This window comes from Streptomyces sp. NPDC052114 (assembly GCF_040680155.1).
Lineage (GTDB): Bacteria > Actinomycetota > Actinomycetes > Streptomycetales > Streptomycetaceae > Streptomyces.
This window is the reverse complement of sequence record NZ_JBFAWC010000003.1, coordinates 571,052-589,712: the sequence shown is the minus strand read 5'-3', so window position 1 is coordinate 589,712 and position 18,661 is coordinate 571,052. Positions and strand designations below refer to the sequence as shown.

12 protein-coding genes are annotated in these 18,661 nt (G+C 72.6%); 5 read left to right on the top strand and 7 right to left on the bottom strand.

Annotation, left to right across the window (positions count from 1 at the left end; genetic code table 11):
- Together AB0L89_RS09475 and AB0L89_RS09470 are read left to right on the top strand one after the other, a co-directional pair.
- Nucleotides 1-1,008, top strand: a complete 1,008-nt coding sequence (locus AB0L89_RS09475) for a MoxR family ATPase (RefSeq protein ID WP_365136873.1) — start codon at nt 1-3, stop codon at nt 1,006-1,008.
- Between the two features lie 6 nt (nt 1,009-1,014).
- The gene (locus AB0L89_RS09470; RefSeq protein ID WP_365136870.1) at nt 1,015-4,212 is read left to right on the top strand and encodes an SAV_2336 N-terminal domain-related protein; all 3,198 of its coding nucleotides are present in this window, start codon (nt 1,015-1,017) and stop codon (nt 4,210-4,212) included.
- Nucleotides 4,213-4,287: 75 nt separating this feature from the next.
- Here the strand turns inward: AB0L89_RS09470 and AB0L89_RS09465 are convergent, their stop codons facing one another.
- The 4 genes from AB0L89_RS09465 to AB0L89_RS09450 form a co-directional block, all read right to left on the bottom strand.
- The gene (locus tag AB0L89_RS09465; RefSeq protein ID WP_365136867.1) at nt 4,288-8,094 is read right to left on the bottom strand and encodes a multifunctional oxoglutarate decarboxylase/oxoglutarate dehydrogenase thiamine pyrophosphate-binding subunit/dihydrolipoyllysine-residue succinyltransferase subunit; all 3,807 of its coding nucleotides are present in this window, start codon (nt 8,092-8,094) and stop codon (nt 4,288-4,290) included.
- Nucleotides 8,095-8,370: 276 nt separating this feature from the next.
- Nucleotides 8,371-9,450 (bottom strand): ATP-binding protein, encoded by a 1,080-nt coding sequence (locus AB0L89_RS09460; protein WP_365136864.1) that lies wholly within the window; start codon nt 9,448-9,450, stop codon nt 8,371-8,373.
- A gap of 13 nt (nt 9,451-9,463) precedes the next feature.
- Entirely contained in the window at nt 9,464-10,204 is a 741-nt protein-coding gene (locus AB0L89_RS09455) for a response regulator transcription factor (RefSeq protein WP_055701842.1), read from the bottom strand.
- A gap of 65 nt (nt 10,205-10,269) precedes the next feature.
- Nucleotides 10,270-10,947, bottom strand: a complete 678-nt coding sequence (locus AB0L89_RS09450; RefSeq protein WP_365136861.1) for a spermidine synthase — start codon at nt 10,945-10,947, stop codon at nt 10,270-10,272.
- A gap of 415 nt (nt 10,948-11,362) precedes the next feature.
- On the opposite strand from AB0L89_RS09450, the gene AB0L89_RS09445 reads away from it, so the two are divergent.
- On the top strand, nt 11,363-12,040 hold the full coding sequence (locus tag AB0L89_RS09445) for a rhomboid-like protein (protein ID WP_365137222.1): 678 nt from the start codon (nt 11,363-11,365) through the stop codon (nt 12,038-12,040).
- 25 nt (nt 12,041-12,065) lie between these two features.
- Here AB0L89_RS09445 and AB0L89_RS09440 read toward each other — a convergent pair whose 3' ends face one another.
- Nucleotides 12,066-12,932, bottom strand: coding sequence for an oxidoreductase (locus tag AB0L89_RS09440; RefSeq protein ID WP_365136858.1), 867 nt, complete (start codon nt 12,930-12,932; stop codon nt 12,066-12,068).
- A 170-nt stretch (nt 12,933-13,102) separates the two neighbouring features.
- On the opposite strand from AB0L89_RS09440, the gene lon reads away from it, so the two are divergent.
- Nucleotides 13,103-15,508: an endopeptidase La gene (gene lon / locus AB0L89_RS09435; RefSeq protein ID WP_365136855.1), complete on the top strand. Its 2,406-nt coding sequence runs from the start codon at nt 13,103-13,105 to the stop codon at nt 15,506-15,508.
- A 77-nt stretch (nt 15,509-15,585) separates the two neighbouring features.
- On the opposite strand, the gene AB0L89_RS09430 is transcribed toward lon, so the two are convergent.
- Complete coding sequence (locus AB0L89_RS09430; RefSeq protein WP_365136852.1) at nt 15,586-16,419, bottom strand: lysozyme; 834 nt, start codon at nt 16,417-16,419, stop codon at nt 15,586-15,588.
- 258 nt (nt 16,420-16,677) lie between these two features.
- Here AB0L89_RS09430 and AB0L89_RS09425 point away from each other — a divergent pair, with 258 nt between their 5' ends.
- Nucleotides 16,678-17,166, top strand: a complete 489-nt coding sequence (locus AB0L89_RS09425; protein ID WP_365136849.1) for a MarR family transcriptional regulator — start codon at nt 16,678-16,680, stop codon at nt 17,164-17,166.
- A gap of 54 nt (nt 17,167-17,220) precedes the next feature.
- Here AB0L89_RS09425 and AB0L89_RS09420 read toward each other — a convergent pair whose 3' ends face one another.
- On the bottom strand, nt 17,221-18,585 hold the full coding sequence (locus AB0L89_RS09420) for a hypothetical protein (RefSeq protein ID WP_365136846.1): 1,365 nt from the start codon (nt 18,583-18,585) through the stop codon (nt 17,221-17,223).
- Between the last annotated feature and the right edge of the window lie 76 nt (nt 18,586-18,661).

The following is an 18,661-nucleotide window of genomic DNA, read 5'->3' as shown; positions in this document are numbered from 1 at the left end:
GTGACCGAATGGCTCATCTACCGGGGAGCGGGCGAGCCGCACGACGGCATCGACCGGCTGCCGCCCCCGCCGCCCTGGCGGGACTTCGACGGCGGGCCCCCGCTCCCGCCGGACGCCCCGCTCGACTCCGCGTCGTCGCGGCGCCTCGGCGCATGGCGGGGGATGGTCGAGGCCTTCCGCCCGCGCGCGGAGGAGGTGGAGGTCATCAACGCGGCGCTGTACCTCCGCCGCCCCCTCCTGGTCACCGGGCGCCCCGGCACGGGCAAGAGCACCATCCCGCACGCCGTGGCGTACGAACTGGGCCTGGGGCGCGTGCTGCGCTGGCCGATCACGAGCCGCAGCACGCTCCGGGACGGGCTGTACAACTACGACGCCATCGGCCGTCTCCAGGACGTGCAGCTCAGGAGCACGGCCCACGGGACGGGCGAGAGCTACATCGGCAACTATCTCCGGCTCGGCCCCATGGGCACGGCGCTGCTGCCGTACGCACGGCCGAGGGTGCTGCTCATCGACGAGATCGACAAGAGCGACGTCGACCTGCCCAATGACCTCCTCAGCGTCCTGGAGGAAGGCGAGTTCAGCATTCCGGAGCTGGAGCGCGTCGCCGACCAGGCGGGCCAGGAGTCGGTGGAGGTGATGACCGACGACGGCCGCCGGGCGCGGGTCGAAGGGGGACGGGTCCGCTGCCACGCGTTCCCGTTCGTCGTCCTGAGCAGCAACGGCGAGCGCGACTTCCCGGCGCCGCTGATGCGCCGGTGCCTGCACCTGGAACTCGCCCCGCCCGATCAGCACCGGCTCGCCGCCATGGTGCGGGCGCACCTGGGCCAGGAGGCCGAGCAGAGCGGACAGGACCTCATCGAACGCTTCCTCTCGCGCGACCCGGACGAGCTGCTGGCCGCCGACCAACTGCTCAACGCCCTGTACCTGACGGCCTTCACCGGCGACCGGCACGGCGGCAGGGAGCGCCTCGCCGAGATGCTGCTGCGCCCCCTGAACCAACCGAGGTAGTCACCCATGGAGCGGGCGACACTCACCGAACTCATCCGGCGGCTGCGCGGGCTCGGCCTCGACCCGGACGCCGAGTCGCTCGCCGACGCGCTCTGGCTGGCCCGTTGGGCGGCCCCCGGACCGGGACGGGCCCTCCCCGAGCCGTCCGAACAGCCCGTGCCCTTCGGTGAGCCGGGTGCCGGTCCCGCTCCCGCTCCCGAAGAGCCCGACCCCGAGAGCCTCCTCATACCGCTCCGCCCGCCGTCGGGGCGTCCCCACGAGCCCAGGACCCCGCTCCGCGCGGGCGGGGATCCGCCGCGCCCCGTGCCCTTCACGGCCGCCGAGGTGCCCAGCGCGCTGCCCGGACTCCTGTCCGCGCAGCGGGCCCTGCGTCCGCTGCAACGCCACCGGGGCGCCTCCCGGCCCTCCTGGCGGGTCCTGGACGAGGAGGCCACGGCCGAGGCGCAGGCCCGCACCGGTCTGCTCACCCCCGTCTTCCGGTCCAGCCGGCAGCGCAGGGCCGCGGCCATGCAGGTGATCCTCGACTCCTCGTCCTCCATGGTGGTCTGGTCCCGGATGGCGGAGGAGCTGCGGCAGGCCTGCGCCAGCACGGGGGCGTTCCAGGACGTACGGCTGTACCGACTGCACCTCGGTCCCGACGGCGGGCTGCTGGTGGGGGCGGGGCAGGGGAGGAACCAGGTGCTCGGCTCCGCCGACCAGCTCCGCGACCCCACCGGGAACACGTTCACCCTGCTCATCAGCGACTGTGCCGGGCCGGTGTGGCGCGCCGGCAGGGCGCAGAGGTTCCTGCACCGCCTGGCGGCGCTCGGCGCGCCCGTCGCCGTGTTGCAGCCACTGCCCCAGCGCCTGTGGTCGCGGACCGCCCTGCGGCCCTGCCCCGGCACCCTGCGCCTCGCCTCGACGGTCGGACTGGGGCTGCACTTCACCCCCGAGGGCCCCTCGCGGACGGCCGGTGGCGGGCTGCCCGTCCCCGTCCTGCCGCCCACGGTCGAGGCGCTCGGCGTCTGGGCACGGCTGCTCACCGGAAAGGCGCCCACCCGGGTCAGGGCCGCGGCGGCCTGGGTGCGCCCGGACCATCCGCCGGTCCCGGGCGCCGGGCAGGACCGGCCGTCCCTCTCCGCACCGGACCGCGTGGCCCGGTTCCGCGCCGGAGCCTCACCCGGGGCGCAGCACCTGGCCACCTGTCTGGCGGCCGTTCCCCTCGTCCTGCCGGTGATGCTGCTGGCGCAGCGGGTCATGCTGCCGGACACCGGCCCCGAGGCGATGGCCGAGGTCCTGCTGAGCGGGCTGCTCTCGCACTCCAACCCCGACGGCACGGACGGCGCCCAGTGGTACGAATTCGCCCCGGGCGTCCAGGAGGTGCTGCTGCGCAGGCTCCGCAGGGACGAGGCGGCGGCCCTCCTGAAGGCCTGTTCGTCCTACGTCGAGCGGGCGATGGGACGGGGCGCCCCGAACTTCCCGGCGCTGGCCGTGGCCCAGCTGACCGGCGCCGGGCCCGACGGCGACGCGCGGTGGCGCGGTGCGCCGTCGGACGAGGCCCCCCACGACCGGGCTCCGGCGCCGTTCGCGTGGGTCTCCGCTCGGGTGCTCCGCCGGTTCCTGCCGGCCCCCGGCGTTCCCGACGGGGCCCCGGACGACGGTCTGGCCCGTGCCCGTGAGCTGCTCGCCCGCCACAGCCGGGGCGAGGACCCCGGTGCCCTCTCCGAGGCGGTGGACGGCCTGCGCGCCCTGGTGGCCGACGCCACGGACGACGAGGAACGCGCGGAGGCCGCCACCGAACTCGCCGGAGCGCTGCTGGGTCTCTGGGCGCGGCAGGGCGGGGCGGCCCTGCTCGAAGAGGCGCAGGAGGCCGCGGCGAAGGGGGCCGGGCCGGACGCGGCCACGGAGGACTGCCGGGCCAGGGCGCGGCAGCTGACGGCCCGGCTGCTGCGGGCCAGGGCGCGGCACCGGCGGGACCTGGGTGACCTCCAGGGCGCCGAAGAGCTCCTGGAGTCCGCGATCAGGGAACTGGACCGGGCCGCCCGGCTGCCCGTGCCCGGTACGGAGGCCGCGCTGGAGTCCGTACTCGAAAGGGCCGATCTCCTCCGGGAGCTGTGGGAGCTGCGCCCCGACGACGTCCAGGCGCTGCACGAGGCGGTGGGCGGGCTGCGCGCCGTGGCCGTGGCCGGGGCGGTCTGGGCGCCGCGCATGGCGGACGTGCACCGCAGGCTGGGGCAGACGCTGCTCTCCCTGGCCCGCGCGGAGCGGCGCCCGGACCGCGCGGCCCGGTACGCGGCGGACGCCGTGGAGGAGCTGGCCCTCGCCAGGGACCTGCTCGCCGCCGAGCCGGACGGGCTGCGGCACAGCGCCGCCCTGCTGCTGGAACTGGCGCAGGCCCACGACCTGAGCGGTGGTCACGAAGCGCTGGCCCGGACGCTCGCCGAGGCCCTGCACGACGTGGCGTACGCCCGCCCGGACACCCGGGTGCCGCTCCTGCTGCGCATCGCGCGCCTCACGCGGGCCCCGTACCGACCCGGCACAGCGGACCTCGAACCGCTGCGGCGGGCTCTCGCCGTCTACGCGGCGGCGGGGGAGCAGGCGGCGGAGAACACCCCGGAGTCTGCGGACGTGGGGGAGCCCTGGGGCGAGACGCTGCTCGACCTGGCGGCCGGGGACGGCGCGGGCGACGGCACGGAGGCGCGGGACGCGGTGGCGCGGGCGGTGGTGGTCCTCAGGGAGTGCCTGCGCGCCACGCCGGACCGGGACCCGGCGGCCGCCCGGCGCCGCCTCCTGTTCGGCAGGGCGCTGCTGGCCCGGTACGACGGGCACGGCGACCGCGCCGATCTGGAGGAGGCGGACCAGCTCATGCAGGTCCTGGTGCGCGAGGCCCACGACCCGGGCGTGCTCGCCCGGGCGTGGCTGGTGCGGGCGTCGGTGATCCGCCGCCGCCCGGTGTGGCAGGGGCACGAGGTGGCTCCCGACGAGCTCGCGCACTGCTTCCGGAGGGCGGGCCGGCACGCGGTCGAGGCGGGCGAGCCGTTCCTGGCGGCCGGGGCGCTGCGGGAAAGGGCCGGGGTCCTCGATGACGCGGGGCTGCCGCGGGCGGCGGCCGACTCCCGCGAGGAGGCACTGGCCGTGCTGGTGGCCGCCGGGGAAGGGGCCTCGGAGACGGCCGCGGAACTGCGTGGGGAGATCGCCGTGACGGGCGGACCCGGGCACCCCTGAACATGCCGGTGGGCCCGGCCCCGAGTACGTGACTCGGGGCCGGGCCCACCGGCCGGGAAGCGTCGAGGCGACTGCTTACGCCTCGAAGACCTCGCTGATCAGCTGCTCCTGCTCGGCCTGGTGGCGCTTGGCCGAACCGACCGCCGGGGACGAGCTGTGCGGACGCGAGATGCGGCGCAGGCGCTCGTCGTGCGGGATGTCCGCGCCGACCGCCAGGTCGAGGTGGTCGATGAGGTTGAGGGCGATGAAGGGCCACGCGCCCTGGTTCGCCGGCTCCTCCTGCGCCCACAGGTACTTCTCGGCGTTCGGGAACTTGGCGATCTCCGCCTGGAGCTCGGCACCCGGCAGCGGGTACAGGCGCTCGATGCGGATGATCGCGGTGTCCGTGGCGCCGCGCTTCTGGCGCTCGGCCTCCAGGTCGTAGTACAGCTTGCCCGCGCAGAAGACGACCTTGCGGACCGCCGACGGGTCGACGTGGCTGTCACCGATGACCGGACGGAAGCCGCCCGTCGTGAACTCCTCCGTCTTCGAGGCAGCGGCCTTCAGGCGCAGCATCGACTTCGGGGTGAAGACCACCAGCGGCTTGTGGTGCGGGTTGTGCACCTGCCACCGCAGGAGGTGGAAGTAGTTCGACGGCAGGGTCGGCATGGCGACCGTCATGTTGTTCTGCGCGCAGAGCTGCAGGAACCGCTCGATGCGGGCCGAGGAGTGGTCCGGGCCCTGGCCCTCGTAACCGTGCGGCAGGAGCAGCGTGACACCGGAGTGCTGGTTCCACTTCTGCTCGGCGGCGGAGATGTACTCGTCCACCACCGTCTGCGCGCCGTTGACGAAGTCGCCGAACTGCGCCTCCCACATCACCAGGGACTCGGGGCGGGCCAGCGAGTAGCCGTACTCGAAGCCCATCACCGCGTACTCGGAGAGCAGCGAGTCGTAGACGTTGTAGCGCGCCTGCTCCTCGGAGAGGTACATCAGCGGCGTGTAGTCCTCGCCCGTCTGCCGGTCGATGAGGACCGCGTGGCGCTGGCCGAACGTGCCGCGGCGGGAGTCCTGGCCCGACAGGCGGACCGGGGTGCCCTCCAGGAGCAGCGAGCCGATGGCGAGGGTCTCGCCCATGCCCCAGTCGATCGTGCCGTCCTCGACCATGGTCGCGCGGCGCTGCAGCTGCGGCAGCAGACGCGGGTGGACCGTGACGCGGTCGGGGATGTTGACCTGGGACTCGGCGATCCGCTTGACGACCTCCTGGGAGATCGCGGTCTCGACGTGCACCGGGAACTCGGCCTGCGGCGAGGGCACCTCGGCCTGAGCGGGCTGCGAGACGGCCTCGCGGACCTCGGTGAAGACCTTCTCCAGCTGGCCCTGGAAGTCCTGGAGCGCCTGCTCGGCCTCTTCCAGGGTGATGTCGCCGCGACCGATGAGGGACTCGGTGTAGAGCTTGCGCACCGAGCGCTTCTTGTCGATCAGGTCGTACATCAGCGGCTGCGTGAACGCCGGGTTGTCCGACTCGTTGTGACCGCGGCGGCGGTAGCAGATGAGGTCGATCACGACGTCCTTGTTGAACGCCTGACGGAACTCGAAGGCGAGGCGCGCGACGCGCACCACGGCCTCCGGGTCGTCGCCGTTCACGTGGAAGATCGGCGCCTCGATCATGCGGGCCACGTCGGTCGCGTACATCGACGAACGCGACGACTCCGGGGCGGCGGTGAAGCCGACCTGGTTGTTGATGACGATGTGGACCGTGCCGCCCGTGCGGTAGCCGCGCAGCTGCGACATGTTGAGCGTCTCGGCGACCACACCCTGGCCCGCGAAGGCCGCGTCACCGTGCAGGGCGACGGGCAGGACCGTGAAGTCCGTGCCGCCCTTGTTGATGATGTCCTGCTTGGCGCGGACGATGCCCTCGATGACCGGGTCGACCGTCTCCAGGTGGGACGGGTTGGCGGCCAGCGAGACCTTGATCTGCTCGCCGTCCAGGCCGGTGAAGGTGCCCTCGGCGCCCAGGTGGTACTTCACGTCGCCGGAGCCGTGCATGGACTTGGGGTCCATGTTGCCCTCGAACTCGCGGAAGATCTGGGCGTACGACTTGCCGACGATGTTCGCCAGGACGTTCAGGCGGCCGCGGTGGGCCATGCCGATGACGACCTCGTCCAGGCGCGACTCGGCGGCGCTGTCGAGCACGGCGTCGAGCAGCGGGATGACGGACTCGCCGCCCTCCAGGGAGAAGCGCTTCTGGCCGACGTACTTCGTCTGCAGGAAGGTCTCGAAGGCCTCGGCGGAGTTCAGCCGGCGCAGGATGCGCAGCTGCTCCTCGCGCTCGGGCTTGGTGGCGTGCGTCCGCTCGATGCGGTCCTGGAGCCACTTGCGCTGCTTCGGGTCCTGGATGTGCATGAACTCGACGCCGGTGGTGCGGCAGTACGAGTCGCGCAGCACGCCGAGGACGTCGCGCAGCTTCATCATCGACTTGCCGGCGAAGCCGCCGACCGCGAACTCCCGCTCCAGGTCCCACAGGGTGAGGCCGTGCTCGGTGATGTCCAGGTCGGGGTGCTTGCGCTGCTTGTACTCCAGCGGGTCCGTGTCGGCCATGACGTGGCCGCGGACGCGGTAGGAGTGGATCAGCTCGAAGACGCGGGCGGCCTTCGTGACGTCGTCGTCGTGCGAGGCGTCGATGTCCTTGAGCCAGCGGACCGGCTCGTAGGGGATCCGCAGCGCCTTGAAGATCTCGTCGTAGAAGTCCTGGTCGCCCAGGAGCAGGTTCGCGACGATCCGCAGGAACTCGCCGGAGGCGGCGCCCTGGATGACCCGGTGGTCGTAGGTCGACGTGAGCGTCATGACCTTCGAGATGCCGAGCTTGTTCAGGGTGTCCTGGGAGGTGCCCTGGAACTCCGCGGGGTAGTCCATCGAGCCGACGCCCATGATGACCGACTGACCGGGCATCAGACGCGGGACCGAGTGGACGGTGCCGAGGCCGCCGGGGTTGGTCAGCGAGACCGTCACACCGGTGAAGTCGTCCATGCCCAGCTTGCCGTCACGGGCGCGGCGGACGATGTCCTCGTAGGCCTGCCAGAACTCGAAGAAGTTCAGGGTCTCGGCCTTCTTGATGCCCGCGACGACCAGCTGGCGGTCGCCGTTGGGCTTCACCAGGTCGATGGCGAGGCCGAAGTTGACGTGCTCCGGCTTGACCAGGGTGGGCTTGCCGTCCTTCTCCGCGAAGGAGTAGTTCATCGACGGCATGGCCTTGATGGCCTGCACCATCGCGTACCCGATGAGGTGCGTGAAGGAGATCTTCCCGCCGCGGGCGCGCTTGAGGTGGTTGTTGATGACGATGCGGTTGTCGAAGAGCAGCTTCACCGGGACCGCGCGGACCGACGTGGCCGTCGGGACCTCGATCGAGGCGTTCATGTTCTTCGCAACGGCGGCGGCGGGGCCGCGCAGCGTCACGAACTCGGGACCGGCCGGGGCTTCCGTCGCGGGCTCCGCCTTCGCGGCGGGCTTGGCGGCGGCGGGCTTCGCGGCGGGGGCCGGAGCGGCGGCCGCGGGCTTCGCGGCGGGCTTCGCGGCGGCCGGAGCTGCCGGGGCAGCCGGAGCGGCGGGCGCGGGAGCCTTGGCGGCGGGCGCGGCCGGGGCGGCGGGAGCACTGGTGGACGCGGCCCCCGCGGCCGCGTCACCCGCCGGCTTCACCGGGGCGGCGGCTGTGGAAGCGCCCACCCCCGGCTTGTAGTCGGCGAAGAAGTCCCACCAGGCTCGGTCGACCGAATTCGGGTCCTGGAGGTACTGCTGATAGATCTCGTCGACGAGCCACTCATTGGGACCGAAGGCGGCGGCAGGGTCCTTGCCCTGCCCGTCTTGGTCGGTCGAGACGCTCGAGTTACTGGGGGACTGTGGCGACACGGCGGTAACCGCCCTCTTCCGCTTCACAAGGTGATGGACAGCGGAAATAAAGGCTACGCCCCCATCGGCGCGAGGTGCAGGCCGGGCCCGGCATCCGTCGCGTAAGTCACACTGGATCAGGGGTTTCGGGGCGGTAAATGGCGGGAAACAAGCGAGGTTCCGCAACGCCAGATGGCCGCGTGGGTACGCCAAAGGGGCGTCTCCGCGCGGCGGCGGCCTCCGGGCGGGCCGAGCAGGTGCCCGTGAGTCGCTTCCGCTTCGAACCCTACGTCAAGTTCACGCTTCGGGCAGGCCCGGAAGAGTGACCTGGATCCGGCAGCCCCGAGGGGATTCGGCCACCCCGATGTGACCGCCGTGCAGATCGACCGCCCAGCGCGCGATGGCGAGGCCGAGGCCCGTGCCGCCGTCGCTGCCGGGGCCCTGCGCGGGGGCGCCCGCGTGGCTGCCGCGGTTGAAGCGCTCGAAGACGCGGTGCCGCTCCGACTCCGGGATGCCGGGTCCCTCGTCGAGCACTTCGAGGTCCAGGGACTCGGGGTAGGGGCCGCGCCGGGCCCGGACCGTCACGCGGCCGTGCGGCGGGCTGTGCTTGACCGCGTTGTCGATCAGGTTCGCCACCACCTGGTGCAGGCGCTCCGCGTCGGCGTGGGCCGTCAGCTCGGGCGGCGAGACGTCCAGGTGCAGATGGACGTCCGTACGGGTGTGGCTGCCGGAGCCCGACGCGATGCCCGCGCGCGCGGAGGCGACCATGTTGGCCTCCTTGAGGACGCCCGACAGATAGGGCCAGACCTCGAAGCGGCGGGCCTTGAGGGGGACGACGCCGTTGTCGAGGCGGGAGAGGTCGAGGAGCGTCTCGACGAGCCGGCCGAGCCGCTCGGTCTGCTTCAGGGCGGTGCGCATCGTCTCGGGGTCGGCGGCCGAGACGCCGTCGACGACGTTCTCCAGGACCGCGCGCAGGCCGGCGATGGGGGTGCGCAGCTCGTGCGAGACGTTGGCGACGAGCTCCTTGCGCTGGGTGTCCTGGGCCTCCAGGTCGTCGGCCATCGCGTTGATCGTGGAGGCCACGTCGCCCAGCTCGTCGCGCCGGTCGGCGCCGCGCACGCGGCGCGTGTAGTCGCCGTGCGAGACGGCGCGGGCCACCGCGTTCATCTCGTCCAGCGGCGCGGTGAGGCTGTGCGCCACGAACTGCGTGATGAGGAGCGTGGCGATCACCGAGAAGACGGTGATGAAGCGCAGCTCGGTCTCGGTCTTCATGGCCACCAGGAGCAGACCGGTGGTGATGAACACCGAGACGACCACGAGGGCGCCGAGCTTGGTCTTGATGGAGAACGGCCGCAGTCCTCCGAAGGGCCCGCTCATCCCGCGACCCGCCTCACGGGGTGGGGGTCTCCAGCGCGTACCCCACGCCGTGCACCGTGCGGATCCGCTCGGCGCCGATCTTCCGGCGCAGGGCCTTGATGTGGCTGTCGACGGTGCGGGTGCCGGACGCGTCGGCCCAGTCCCACACCTCGGCGAGCAGCTGCTCGCGGGAGAGGACGGCGCGCGGGGTGTTGGCCAGGCAGACCAGGAGGTCGAACTCCGTGGGCGTCAGGTGGACGTCCTCGCTGCGCACCCGCACCCGGCGCTGCGCGTGGTCGATCTCCAGCTCGCCCAGGCGCAGGATGCCGCTGCGGGGGGTGGTCGCGGCGAGCGCGGCCCGCTCGACGCGGCGCAGCAGGACGTGCACGCGGGCGGCGAGCTCGCGCATGGAGAACGGCTTGGTCATGTAGTCGTCGGCGCCGACGCCGAGCCCGACCAGCATGTCCGTCTCGTCGTCGCGCGCGGTGAGCATGAGGACCGGGACGGGGCGCTGGGCCTGCACCCGGCGGCACACCTCCAGGCCGTCGAAGCCCGGCAGCATGATGTCGAGGATCAGCAGGTCGGGCTGCCAGGCCTGGGCGGTGTCCACCGCCGAGGGGCCGTCTCCGGCCGTTTGCACGACGAAACCCTCGGCACGCAGCCGGGCGGCGATGGCGTCGACGATCGTCGGGTCGTCCTCGACCACCAGCACCCGGCGCTGGGCGCCCGGCGTCGCCGCCGTCGCGCCGTTGTGGGAGGTGTGTGTCTGCTCCATCGCCCGCCCCTGACACTGATCGCTTGTGTTCGGTCAGCAGAGTACGGGTCGCGAAGGCACCTCGGCTACGCAGCCCGGACGCCGAGGTGGACCACGTCGGGGACGCCTCGGGCAACGGGGATCTCTTCCGTCCGTACCCGCTGGAATCCGGCATTCCGTAGAGCGTCGTCGAAAGCGGACGAGGGCTGGGCGGACCACACGGCGAGCACTCCGCCGGGGTTCAGGCGGGCTTTGCAGGCGGCCAGACCCGCTGCGGAATAAAGGGAGTTGTTGTCCTCCGTCACCGTCCAGTCGGGGCCGTTGTCGATGTCCAGACAGAGGGCGTCGTACGTCTCCGGGGCCTCGGAGACGTACGCGACGAGGTCCGTGTGAAGAATCTGCGCACGTGGATCGGTGAGAGCGGCGCCGGACAGTTCGGCGAGGGGGCCCGCGCGGTGCCAGTCGATGATCGCCGGCTCGCGCTCGACGACGGCGATGCGTCCCCAACGGGGGTCCGCGGCGGCGTGCGCGAGGGAGAAGCCGACACCGAGACCGCCGATCAGCACCGCGGGGGCCGGCCGGTCGTCGAGGGCGTCGCGCGCGGCGTCGACGAGCAGGCGCTCGGAACGGCCGTCGGAGGTGTCCATCAGGAAGCAGCCATTGGCGATGATCTGCAGCAGCTCACCGTGGCGCCGCAGCACGACTTCGCCGTACGGTCCCTCGCGCCGGTCGAGGACGACGGGAGCGGTGGTGTGGGTGTGCATGGCCCTCAGGGTAGGGGCGCCGTAGGGCCCTTCGGGGGACGCGGAAGTCACCCGAGAGGTTGCTGTGAATCGGGCCTCACGTGGCGCCGGTCATAGACAGGGCCGGAAAAGAGGACAAAGGGTGGGCCGGGACGGAAGGAGCGCCTCACCCGTGAACCAGAGCGTGCGGCCCGCCGAGGTCGCGCCCGACGCCGAGACGCCGGGCACCCTGAACGCCATTCCGCGGCAGTCCCCGCCGGGGGAGGGCCGCGATCCGGACGCGGGGGAACGCGCCGGTCCGTCCGCGCGCGGTGCCCAGGCGCCGACGCGGGCGCCGGACCTCGTCCCCGGGGCCGCCGAGCGCACGCGGACCGACGGGTGCACGCGGGCCGACGAAGGGCGGACGTCCGACGCCGGGCGCGCGCCGTCCGGCGCCGTGTGCGCGGCACGGGCCGCCAAGGGCACGCGGGCCCGCGCCGCGAGCCGCGGGCCGCGGCCCTGGCGGCTGCTGCCCACCCCGCTCGGCACGCCCTTCACCTTCGGGTACGCCCTCGTGCTCGCCGCCACCTCGCTGCTCGCCGAGTACGCCGACCCGGACCTCGTCTCCGATCTGCTCCACGGATCGAGCACCGACGTCGCCCATCTCGCGCACAGCCCCGTCCTCGTCCTGGTCGCCAGCGCCCTGTGGATCGCGGGCGGCATCACCTCGCCGTACGCGATCGGCTTCCTCCTCGTGCTCACCGCGCTGGAGCGCCGCATCGGCGGCCTGCGCACCGCCGGTGTCTTCCTGCTGGGCCATGTGGTCGCCACGCTCGCGACGGAGGTGCCCGTCGGCCTGTCCGTCCTCGCGGGCCATCTGCCCGACACCTCGCTGCACCGACTCGACTACGGCATCAGCTTCGGCGTCGCCGCGAGCGTCGGCGCGCTCGCCGGTCTGCTCACGCCGTGGCTGCGCTGGGCGGTCCTGGCCGGTTTCGGCTGGATGCTGGTCGACGACCTGATCGCGTTCACCGACCCGATGACGAACTGGGGCCATCTGATGGCGCTCCTGATCGGCGTCGCCACCTGGCCCCTGCTGCGCCGCCGCCGGCGGACGCGGGCCCCGTCCGCCTAGCGGCGGTCGGGGGCGCCGGGGCAGGTCAGCGGAAGGCGGTGTCCGACCCGAGCTCCTCCACCGCGTCCAGCTCCTCGATCCGCGACCGGAAGTGGGCACGGATCCAGCCGAACGCCTCGGCGCCCAGCGGCAGCCGCAGCGGCGGCTCGGCCAGGCCGACCGCGGCGACGATCGCCTCGGCGGCACGGTCGGGGTCGCCGGGCTGGGAGCCGTGCGAGGCCTCCAGCGCCTTGCGGGCAGGGGCGATGATCTCCGTGTACTCCGCCATCGGCGTGCCCCAGCGCAGCGAGCGTCCGCCGAAGTCGGTGCGGAAGGGGCCCGGTTCCACGATCGTGACGCGGATGCCGAGGTGGGCGACCTCGGCGGCGAGGGCCGCGGAGATGCCCTCCAGGGCGTACTTCGTGCCGACGTACGCGGTGCCGCCGGGGCCCGGCACCACGCCGTTCACCGACGACATCTGGACGACGTGGCCCGAGCGCTGCCGCCGCATCAGCGGGAGCACGGCGCGGGTGACCGTCATGACGCCGAAGACGTTGGTCTCGAAGTTGTCGCGCAGCTGCTCCTCGCTCAGCTCCTCGAAGGCGCCGAGGAGTCCGTAGGCGGCGTTGTTCACGAGGACGTCGACGCGTCCGAAGGCCTCCTCGGCGGCGGCGACCGCCGCCCGTACCGACTCCGCGTCGGTCACGTCCAGGCGCAGCCCCCTGACCCGGTCCGGCGCGAGCGCCACCAGGTCGTCGACGGCCGCCGCGTCCCGGGCGGTGGCCACCACCCGGTCCCCGTGCGCGACGGCGGCCCGCGCCAGCGCCCGCCCAAGACCCGAACTGGTCCCGGTGATGAACCAGACCCGGCCGTCCCCGTCCTCCGCCGCCCCGGCGCGCTGCTCGGTCATCATGCTCCCCACCTGCGATGTCGTCGTGTTGCCGGGGGAACCGTAGGGCCCACCCCCAGGGGTGCGGCAACGGGTTTTCCGTGATCGCTCACAGCGAACACGCCCCGGGGAACATCCCGAAGCTCATAAGCATTGAGTCCATACAGCTCAACTTGAATGCCGAAGGGGAGATCATGGCTTCGACGTCCACACCGCTCACTCTGCCTGTGCTGCCGCTCGACGACGAGGTCGTCCTGCCCGGCATGGTGGTTCCGTTCGACCTGTCCGATGCCGATGTACGAGCCGCCGTGGAAGCGGCGCAGGCCGCCGCGCGGTCCAGTGGCGACAGCAAGCCGAAGGTGCTCCTTGTTCCGCGGATCGACGGGACGTACGCCGCGACCGGCGTCCTCGGCACCGTCGAGCAGGTCGGGCGGCTCTCCGACGGCGACCCCGGCGCCCTCATCCGCGGCCGGAGCCGGGTGCGGATCGGCGCGGGCACGACGGGGCCCGGCGCGGCCCTCTGGGTCGAGGGCCTGGCGATCGACGACTCCGTGCCCGAGCCGCTGCCCGGCGCGGTCACCGAGCTGGTCAAGGAGTACAAGGCGCTCGCCACCAGCTGGCTGAAGAAGCGCGGCGCCTGGCAGGTCGTCGACCGCGTCACGCAGATCGACGACGTCTCGGCGCTCGCCGACAACTCCGGCTACTCGCCGTTCCTCACCACCCAGCAGAAGATCGAGCTCCTGGAGACCGAGGACGCGGTCGCCCGCCTCAAGCTCGCCACGGCGCAGCTGCGCGAGCACCTCGCCGAGCAGGACGTCGCCGAGACCATCGCCAAGGACGTCCAGGAGGGCGTCGACAAGCAGCAGCGCGAGTTCCTGCTCCGCCGCCAGCTGGACGCCGTCCGCAAGGAACTGCGCGAGCTGAACGGCGAGCAGGAGGGGGAGGAGTCCGACGACTACCGCGCCCGCGTCGAGGCCGCCGACCTGCCCGAGAAGGTCCGCGAGGCCGCCCTCAAGGAGGTCGACAAGCTGGAGCGCGCCAGCGACCAGTCGCCCGAGGGCTCCTGGATCCGCACCTGGCTGGACACCGTCCTCGAACTGCCGTGGAACGAGCGCACCGAGGACGCGTACGACATCAAGGGCGCCCAGTCCGTGCTCGACGCCGAGCACGCGGGCCTGGAGGACGTGAAGGAGCGCATCACCGAGTACCTCGCGGTCCGCAAGCGCCGCGCCGACCGGGGCCTGGGTGTCGTCGGCGGCCGCCGCGGCGGCGCCGTGCTCGCCCTCGTCGGCCCGCCCGGCGTCGGCAAGACGTCGCTCGGCGAGTCCGTGGCGCACGCCATGGGCCGCAAGTTCGTGCGGGTCGCGCTCGGCGGCGTGCGCGACGAGGCGGAGATCCGCGGCCACCGCCGTACGTACGTGGGGGCGCTGCCCGGACGCGTCGTGCGGGCGATCAAGGAGGCCGGGTCCATGAACCCGGTCGTGCTCCTCGACGAGATCGACAAGGTGGGCTCCGACTTCCGGGGCGACCCGGCCGCCGCCCTCCTCGAAGTCCTCGACCCGGCGCAGAACCACACCTTCCGCGACCACTACCTGGAGGTCGAACTCGACCTGAGCGACGTCGTGTTCCTCGCGACGGCGAACGTCCTGGAGGCCATCCCGGAGGCCCTGCTCGACCGCATGGAGCTGGTCCGCCTGGACGGCTACACCGAGGACGAGAAGGTCGTCATCGCCCGCGACCACCTGCTCCCGCGCCAGCTGGAGCGGGCGGGTCTGGGCGCGGACGAGGTGGCCCTGGACGAGAGCGCGCTGCGCAAGCTCGCCGGCGAGTACACGCGCGAGGCGGGCGTGCGCAACCTGGAGCGGTCGGTCGCACGGCTGCTGCGCAAGGTCGCGGCCCAGCACGAACTGGGCACGCGGGAGCTGCCGTTCACCGTCACGGACGAGGACCTGCGCGGGCTGATCGGACGGCCGCACCACGTGCCCGAGTCCGCCCAGGACCCGGCCGAGCGCCGCACCGCGGTGCCGGGCGTGGCCACCGGGCTCGCGGTCACCGGGGCGGGCGGCGACGTCCTCTTCGTGGAGGCCTCGCTCGCCGACCCGGAGACCGGTGCCTCGGGGCTCACGCTCACCGGCCAGCTCGGCGACGTCATGAAGGAGTCGGCGCAGATCGCGCTGAGCTTCCTGCGCTCGCACGGTGCCGAACTGGAACTGCCCGTGGGCGACCTGAAGGAGCGGGGCGTGCACGTCCACTTCCCGGCGGGCGCGGTCCCCAAGGACGGTCCGAGCGCGGGCGTCACGCTCACCACGGCCCTCGCCTCGCTGCTCAGCGGGCGCCTGGTCCGCACGGACGTGGCGATGACCGGTGAGGTCTCGCTGACCGGCCGGGTGCTGCCGATCGGTGGCGTCAAGCAGAAGCTGCTGGCCGCGCACCGCGCCGGGATCACCACGGTGATCATCCCGAAGCGGAACGAGGCGGACCTCGACGACGTCCCCGCCGAGATCCTGGAGAAGCTGGACGTGCACCCGGTCACCGATGTGCGCCAGGTGCTCGAACTGGCGCTGACGGAGGCCGAGGTGAAGGTGCCGGCCGCCGCGTAGGGACAGCGCGAAGGGTGGCCGCCCCGGTGTCGGGGCGGCCACCCATCACGTGTTCGGCGGGTGAAGCGGCCAGTGGCTCAGCCGTTGGCGAGCGCGACGACCCGGTCGAGGGCGCCGTTGAACTTGTTGTGGTCACCGACCGTCGGCCCCGACGAGGTGTACTGCCACATCGTCTGGAAGCCCCAGCCGGCCGGGAGTTCGCCCGGCGAGGTGTTGTAGCGGGCGATCCACAGCGGGTTGCTGGCGCCGAAGCCGCTGTAGTTGCCGGTGCACTGCTTCCACCAGCTCGTCGCGGTGTAGATGACGGCGTCGCGCCCGGTGCGCGCCTTGTACGTGTTCAGGAAGTCACGGATCCAGCTGACCATGTCCGCCTGGGACTTGCCGAAGCAGGTCGCCCCGTAGGGGTTCCACTCGATGTCCAGCGCGCCCGGCAGCGTCCTGCCGTCGCGCGACCAGCCGCCGCCGTTGCTCGCGAAGTAGTTGGCCTGCGTCGCGCCGCTGGAGGTGTCGGGCGTGGCGAAGTGGTACGCGCCGCGGATCATGCCCACGTTGTAGGAGCCGTTGTACTGCTGGGTGAAGTAGGGGTTCTTGTACGAGGTGCTCTCGGTGGCCTTGACGTAGGCCCACTTCACTCCGCTGTTCCACAGCGTCTGCCAGGCGACGTTGCCCTGGTGGCTGCTGACGTCCACGCCCTCGGTCTGGGCGGCGTCACCGCCGGCGGGCCGGCCGCCCTGGCCGTCGTGTTCGACGACGCCCTGGCCGAGGCGGGCGGTGCCGCGCTGCGGGACGTCGTCCGCCTGGGCCGCTGTGGGGAGCGTCAGGAGGAGGGAGAGGGCGGACAGTACTGCGAGGACAACCCCCGCCGGCGACAAGCGCGAGCGGCGGGCCGGTCCGGGTCTGTGCACGGGCATCTGCGTGCCTCCGAAGGCCTCGGTGGTGCTCGGTGGGGACCTGTCGACATGCCATGGTGTGAACATGTCAGTTGAAAAGCTACGCACGTAGACCCGCGCTAGGGAAGAGGGCCAGGGTTCTGCCGTTGGTCCACTCCTGTGGCGGTGTCACTGCGGCGGCACCGTCGCGACCTTGCGAAATACTGGTCAGGCCGCTTCCGGTACGGCCGCGGCGCGAGGGCCTTCGGGCGATAACTTTCAGAAGCGGGAAAGCGGGACATGGGTGCTGCAGAAGAGGGTGTGACGTGCGGGGAGCACGGCGACGCGGACCAGGGGGCGGACCGTGAGTTCCTCGCCCTCGAACGGGAGTTGTCGCTCCTGATGCGCCGCGCGCGGGCCTCGTCGGGCGAGATGGCCCGCCAGGTCCACCCCGACCTGGAGCCCGCCGCGTACGGCCTGCTCGTCCGCCTGGACGACTCGGGGCCCCAGCGCGCCACCGACCTGGCCGCGTTCATCGGCGTCGGCAAGGCGACGATGAGCCGCCAGCTGCGCGCGATGGAACAACTCGGCCTGGTCGCCCGCGAGCCCGACCCGGCCGACGGGCGCGCCTGGCTCATCACGCTCACGCCCGAGGGAAGCACCCGCTTCCGCACGGTGCGCGCCGCACGGCGCGCCCAGTACGTGCGCCGCCTCGCGGGCTGGGACCGGGCCGAGGTCGCCGAACTGGCCCGGCTGCTCGGCCGGCTTAACGACAGCGCGGACGCCTGAGCCCCTCCCCAGGACCCGGCGCCCGCGCGTCACCCCCCCGTCCCCTGCGCCGCCCTACTTCGCGCCGAAGACGACCGCCAGCGGCTGCTTCTCCTTGTAGACCTCGGAGGGCTCGCTGACGTGGTCGGCGCCGAGGTAGAGCCGCTCACCGGCGAACAGCAGCCGCCGGTCCGTCTCGAAGCGCGCCTCCATCTCGTAGCTCCCGCCCGGGTTCCGCAGGACCATCGTCTTCTTGTACGTGGCCGGGTCGATCCGCCAGACCGCGCCGCCGGCCTCGCCGACGACGTCCGCCTCCTGGTACGCGACGACCTGGCCGTCCTCGTCCGTCCCGACCGGGATCAGCGAGCCCTCGGCGGTCCCCTCGGCGGTGCCCTTCTTCTTCCCGGTCCTCAGGTCGAAGGCGACGATGTCGTTGTCGCCCTCGGAGCCCGCGCCGGCCTCCCGCGTGCCGAGGAAGAGCGTGCCGGACTTCCTGTCGACGGCCAGCTGCGTGCAGTCCGTGACGTTCGTGGAGGGGCACTCGGCGTCGTACTTGCCGTACTTGCCGCCCTTCGTGCCGATCGTGCCGAGCAGCTTGCCCCGCGCCCCGGAGTCGTCGAGCGACAGGAACGCGGTGATGCCGGACCCGCCGGGGGAGTCCCCGTCGTCGGTGGCGACCAGCAGCGGGTCGACGGAGACCACGTGCGCGTACTCGGTGCCCCGCGCGAACGCGTACGACGACTTCACCGCGCGCGTCGCCGGGTCGACGGTCTGCACGGTGAGCCTCGGGGCGTCGGTCGTGCCGCAGTCGCGCACCACGGCCAGCTTCTCGCCCTCGCCGGCGAAGCCCTGCGCCGGGCACTTCTCGTCCTCGGTGGAGGCGGGCGACCACAGGGGCCTGCCGCCCGTCGTCCAGCCCGCGCTCGCCCCGGTGCCCGCCGCCGCGACGGTGCCGCCGCCGATGGTCACCTCGTCGAACATCTGGCGGTTGCCGTAACCGTCCAGGCCCTGCTTCTGCCAGAGCATCTTCCCCTTGTCCAGGTCGACGAGACCGACCTCGGTGCAGACCGCGGGGTCGTCCTCGTCGTTCTGGAAGAGGACGGCGACGAGTCCGTCCTTCGTGGCCTGCGGTGAGGACCAGCAGATTTCGCCGCCGAGCGGTATCTCCCACTCTGCTTTTCCGCCGGTGAGGGGATAGCCGGAAATCTTCTTCAAGCCGGATTTCACGAAGTGCTTTTCCGTGGTCCACATCCCCATGGCGCCCGCCAGCTCGCTCACCTCGGGCGTGGGCACCCGGCCGAGCACCTGCGCCTCGGCCGCGGTGGACGCGGTGCCACCGCCTCCGTCACCGCCGGTGTCCCCGCCATCGCTCGGTCCGCAACCGCCGACGACCAGCGCGGCCGCGAGCACGGCGCCGAAGACGGGCGCTCTGCGCGACATTCCGTTCTCCTCCTGTGCGTGGGCGCACGACCGGGCCCGGCCGTGCGTTCTCCTCGCATTCGATCCTTCCCTTTCG

Coding starts and splice junctions, on each gene's coding strand:
- AB0L89_RS09470 (WP_365136870.1), top strand. CDS start 1,015: ATGGAGCGGGCGACACTCACCGAACTCATCCGGCGGCTGCGCGGGCTC.
- AB0L89_RS09460 (WP_365136864.1), bottom strand. CDS start 9,450: ATGAGCGGGCCCTTCGGAGGACTGCGGCCGTTCTCCATCAAGACCAAG.
- AB0L89_RS09455 (WP_055701842.1), bottom strand. CDS start 10,204: ATGGAGCAGACACACACCTCCCACAACGGCGCGACGGCGGCGACGCCG.
- AB0L89_RS09450 (WP_365136861.1), bottom strand. CDS start 10,947: ATGCACACCCACACCACCGCTCCCGTCGTCCTCGACCGGCGCGAGGGA.
- AB0L89_RS09440 (WP_365136858.1), bottom strand. CDS start 12,932: ATGATGACCGAGCAGCGCGCCGGGGCGGCGGAGGACGGGGACGGCCGG.
- lon (WP_365136855.1), top strand. CDS start 13,103: ATGGCTTCGACGTCCACACCGCTCACTCTGCCTGTGCTGCCGCTCGAC.
- AB0L89_RS09430 (WP_365136852.1), bottom strand. CDS start 16,419: ATGCCCGTGCACAGACCCGGACCGGCCCGCCGCTCGCGCTTGTCGCCG.
- AB0L89_RS09425 (WP_365136849.1), top strand. CDS start 16,678: ATGGGTGCTGCAGAAGAGGGTGTGACGTGCGGGGAGCACGGCGACGCG.
- AB0L89_RS09420 (WP_365136846.1), bottom strand. CDS start 18,585: ATGTCGCGCAGAGCGCCCGTCTTCGGCGCCGTGCTCGCGGCCGCGCTG.